Below are 4,706 nucleotides of genomic sequence, written 5' to 3'. Positions count from 1 at the left end.
CTTCAGGGGAGTTGGCTTCCAGGGAAACCTACATGCGCACGCCCGCCAGTTCGCCCAGGGACAGGCTGCCCATGCCGAACAGCATTTTGCGCAGACCGGTTTCAGCAGGCTCCGCTTCCAGGGTTGCACGGTAGTTGTCGGCCACGTTCGGCTTCCAGTTGCCAACCATTTCTTCCAGGTCGCTGACCAGCAGCTGGGTCACGGATTTCAGGTAAGCGCGACGACGATCGTTATGACCGCCAGTGGCGCCTTTGCCTTCCAGGTAGTCCGAAGCTGGACGGTTGCCGGCGCCAGGACCGGTGCCGTTCAGGTCCTGGCCCCAGAGCAGGAATTCGATGGCGTGGTAGCCGGTGGCGACGTTGGCCTCGGAACCGCCCAGCTCGTTCAGGCTGGCGAGTTTTTCCGGGGTGATGTCTTTCACGTCGATCTTGTCTTCGCCGACCTGAACCTGTGTGTTGGCGATGATGTTGGCGGTAGCGCCCGGGTTACCCAATGCGTGTTCGTAGGATTTGTCGACGTAGTCGATCAGGCCTTCGTCCAGAGGCCAGGCGTTCACCTGACCTTCCCAGTCGTCGATGATGGTGTTGCCGAAACGGAACACTTCGCTCTGCAGGTAAGGAACGCGAGCGGCGATCCAGGCAGCCTTGGCGGCTTTCAGGGTATCGGCGTTCGGTTTGGCCAGGAAAGCGTCAACGGCGGTTTGCAGGGTTTTCGCGGTGGATTCGGCATCGCTGTAAACAGCGAAAACGATGTCGGCGTAGTGCGCGACAACAGCTTTGGCGGCGGCTTCGTCGACTTTAGCGGCAGCGGCAGGTGCAGCGGCTGGAGCAGCCGGGGCAGCAGCGGTGCTGGCGGCTGGCGCAGGAGCGGCAGCTTTGTCTTTGTCTTTGCCTTCACCGCAACCGGCGAGGGAAATTGCGATGGCCAACAGACTGGCGGTAGCCAGAGGCATACGAATCATGGCGAACATCCTGCTTCGAGAGGGGGTGGTGTGGCGCGTTCGGCGCGCAAAACTGCGACATAATGCAAATCTTTCGCATTATGTGTAAAGGGTTGTGCTTGGAAATATTTCTTATTTACGGAGTATCTGAGGTGGATCAAAAGATCGCAGCCTCGTTTCACTCTGTAGGAGCGAGCTTGCTCGCTATGGACGTGAACGATGACGCGCGCTATCTGAAAAAATGCGTCGCCTTGACGTTCTTCGCGAGCAAGCTCGCTCCTACAGGTGAAACGAGGCTGCGATCTTTCTACAAAATAGCGGCGTTACTGCGCTGGGCCTGCTTCAGATAAGCGCTCAGTTCCCGTGAAGGCAGCGGTTTACTGTAGTGATAACCCTGACCTTCGTGACAGCCTTCGGAGATGATGTACGCCTCCTGTTCGGCGGTTTCCACGCCTTCTGCGATCACCTGCATGCCCAGGCTCTTGCCCAGCTGGATGATGGCGCGAACGATGGTTGCATCGTCGTCATCGTCGAGAAGGTCCTGAACGAAGCTCTTGTCGATCTTGATCTTGTCCAGCGGCAGGCTCTTGAGATAGCTCAGTGACGAGTAACCGGTACCGAAGTCGTCAATCGCGATCAGTGCGCCGGAGCGACGCAGGCTGAGCAAGTGCTGGGCGGCGGTGCTGATGTCTTCCATCAGGCCGGTCTCGGTGACTTCCAGCTCCAGGCTGCGCGGTGGCAGGCGATACATTTGCAATAGGTTGTTCACAACGCGTGGCAATTCGGCGTGGTGCAACTGAACGGTGGAGAGGTTCACCGCCATGCGCAGGTCGCTGAAACCCTGGTCGTGCCAGTCGCGCAATTGTTTGCAGGCCTGGTCCAGCACCCATTCACCGATGGCAATGATGGTGCCGTTCTGCTCGGCCAGCGGGATGAACAGGTCGGGTGGAACCAGCCCGTGTTCGGGATGCTGCCAGCGAATCAGCGCCTCGACACCGACCACCCGGTGGTCGCGGTAGCTGATCTGCGGTTGATAGACCAGGTAGAACTGCTCGCGGGCAAGGGCGTCACGCAGGTCCTTTTCCAGCTCGCGACGGCGGCGCATCTCGGTGTCGACGCTGGCAATGTAGAACTGGTAACGGTTGCGCGAGCGGGTCTTGGCCAGCGTCATGGTTTGCTCGGCTTTCTGCAGCAACTTCTCGGTGCTGTCGCCATCCTCGGGGAACAGGGTGATGCCGATGGTGGCACGCAAGCGGATTTCCTGATGATCGAGGGCAAAGGCCGCTTCCAGGTCATCGAGAATACTTTGTGCCAGTTCGGCGGCTTCGTAGGGTTGTTCGATATCGGCCTGAACCAGGGCGAACTGATCACCGCCCAGACGGGCGAGGGCACCAAGGCGTCCACTGTGCGCTCGCAGACGATCGGCCAGGGCCAGCAACAGCTGGTCACCGGTCTGGTAGCTGAACTGTTCGTTGATGCCTTTAAAGTCATCGAGGCCGACACACAGCACCGCGACGCGACGTTGTAACTTGCCGGCGTCGACGAGGATTTTGTCCAGCTGCGATTGCAATTGCTGACGATTCGGCAGGCCGGTCAGGAAATCATACTGGGCCATGCGCAACAGACTGTTTTCCGCTTCATGACGCAGATGGGTATTGCGCTCGATGGACTCCAGCAACTGGTTGGCGGTGTTGATCCAGATCCCCAGTTCGTTTTTTTCGTGGCCCTTGATCTGCGGGATCTTGTGTTCGCTGGGACGGTCGGGATTGATTTCGGTCAGGTGCTCGATGATCCGCGACAGGGGTTTGGTCAGCAGCCAGTGATAGACCAGGTACAGCACCAGACCCATCGCCAGAGCACGTAACACGCCGGAAATGAAGATGATGACCGAACTGACGATGAAGTCCTGGCCGTAGGTGGCGGTATCGAGGGTGATGCTCAGATCGCCGTAATATTCGCTGTAGGGACCACGACCCACCAACTGAGTGGTGAAGGTGCGTTCCTTGCCCAGAATCAGGTCGGTCAACCAACGGCTGTTGGAATGCTGCAACTCGCGGGATTTTTGCGCGAGCATGGCTTCATTGGGATGCCCGATGGAGGCTTGGCGCACAGCATCATCCTGAAACAAGCCTTCGATAACCTGCATGCCCATTTCCCGGTCCAGGCTGTAAACGGCCTGGGTCGAAGGGTCGCGGAACATGTCCAGGATGCGCTCGGCGTCACCAGCGACGGCCTGGCGTGTTTTATAGGCATCGAAAACAATCTGCGCGCAGCTCAAGACGACGCCGACGATCAATGCCGACAGGAGCACGACCCGGAGCAACTTCACCGACAAGCTGTTCTTGAGTTCCAGCTTCAAAGGGTTATTCCTTGTTCCGTGCGGGTAGCATCAAGTTGCCATGAGTATTGGCAATCCCGTGATGGCAGTCAAAGGGTCAATCATCCTAGCGGGATTTTGCCTGCACCTTGGCCGATATGCTGTGACTGATTAATTATCGGATTAGTACTGTGTCGGTTGTCGAGTCCTTCAACTTGAGGGGATGTGTAGATAATTTCCTTTGGGTTGATGGTAGACGGGTGTGGCCGGGGGGGTGGAGGTTTGTTTTACCGTGGCGGCCTTTGGGCCGGCCAGGGTTTGGTTGATTGAGTACATATCCATTTCTTCGGTCACGGCTTCTTATGGTTTCGCCCTTACGGCGAGTCCCTTTGGCAAACGCCCCAAAGGAACCAAAGGTCTTGCCCCGAGCGTCCGGCCCCTCGCTGAGGCTCGGGGTTCCTTCGCTCCGGCATTCATCCGGGGGCATCGCCCTCCGGTTGGCTTCGCTGGCACCTACATGCGATGAGTTCGACTGCGTCGAACGGCGCTGTGCGCCAATCCCCGGATGAACGCCTCCACTCAGCCTCCCGATGGGGCGGGTGGATCCAGATCAAAAGCTGCAGGCGAGCTGACACTCGGCCTGTTGAGTGGTGAAAAGCAATGGTGTACGCAGATCTACTGGAGGAGCCGGCTTGCTGGCGATGACGGCCCGACGGCCGACCAATCTCTCCCTGATACCCATCCCCTGTGGGAGCCAGCCTGCTGGCGATGACGACCCCACAGACGATCAATTTCCAACAGATGTACTTATTCCAACTTTAGAAGCGAGTCTGCTTGCAATAACGGCCTCACAGTCAATCCACATCTCGCTCCCACCCATTCACCCATAAAAAAACCCGGCATAAAAGCCGGGTTTTTTATCTGGCATTCAAGCTTAAGCGGTGAAGGTTTTGCCTTCGAACTGCTCAGCCACGAATTTCCAGTTAACCAGGTTCCAGAATGCTTCAACGTATTTTGGACGCAGGTTGCGGTAGTCGATGTAGTAAGCGTGTTCCCAGACGTCGCAGGTCAGCAGCGGGGTGTCGCCGTTGGTCAGCGGGTTGCCGGCGCCGATGGTGCTGGCCAGGCCCAGGGAGCCGTCAGCTTTTTTCACCAGCCAGCCCCAGCCGGAGCCGAAGGTGCCGATGGAAGTCTTGCTGAACTCTTCCTTGAACTTGTCGAACGAACCGAAAGCAGCGTTGATGGCGTCAGCCAGTGCGCCGGTTGGTTGACCGCCAGCGTTTGGCGCCAGGCAGTTCCAGTAGAAAGTGTGGTTCCACACTTGAGCGGCGTTGTTGAAGATACCGCCCGAGGAAGTCTTGACGATTTCTTCCAGGGTCTTGCCTTCGAACTCGGTGCCTGGCACCAGGTTGTTCAGGTTCACGACGTAGGTGTTGTGGTGCTTGTCGT

Annotated in this window: 2 protein-coding genes and 1 pseudogene; all 3 read right to left on the bottom strand. The window is 57.9% G+C overall.

Annotation, left to right across the window (positions count from 1 at the left end; translation table 11 throughout):
- Nucleotides 1-31: 31 nt before the first annotated feature.
- Nucleotides 32-961: pseudogene (locus ACRESJ_RS09330) on the bottom strand (imelysin family protein); the annotation flags it as partial.
- A 286-nt stretch (nucleotides 962-1,247) separates the two neighbouring features.
- Nucleotides 1,248-3,299, bottom strand: a complete 2,052-nt coding sequence (locus ACRESJ_RS09325) for a putative bifunctional diguanylate cyclase/phosphodiesterase (RefSeq protein WP_431757652.1) — start codon at nucleotides 3,297-3,299, stop codon at nucleotides 1,248-1,250.
- An 892-nt stretch (nucleotides 3,300-4,191) separates the two neighbouring features.
- Nucleotides 4,192-4,706: superoxide dismutase (locus ACRESJ_RS09320; RefSeq protein WP_431757651.1), on the bottom strand; the 515-nt coding region annotated here is incomplete at its 5' end.

It is taken from the genome of Pseudomonas sp. (assembly GCF_050739655.1).
Lineage (GTDB): Bacteria > Pseudomonadota > Gammaproteobacteria > Pseudomonadales > Pseudomonadaceae > Aquipseudomonas.
Note: the sequence above shows the minus strand (reverse complement) of the source record. Positions and strands in the feature narration are given on the sequence as shown.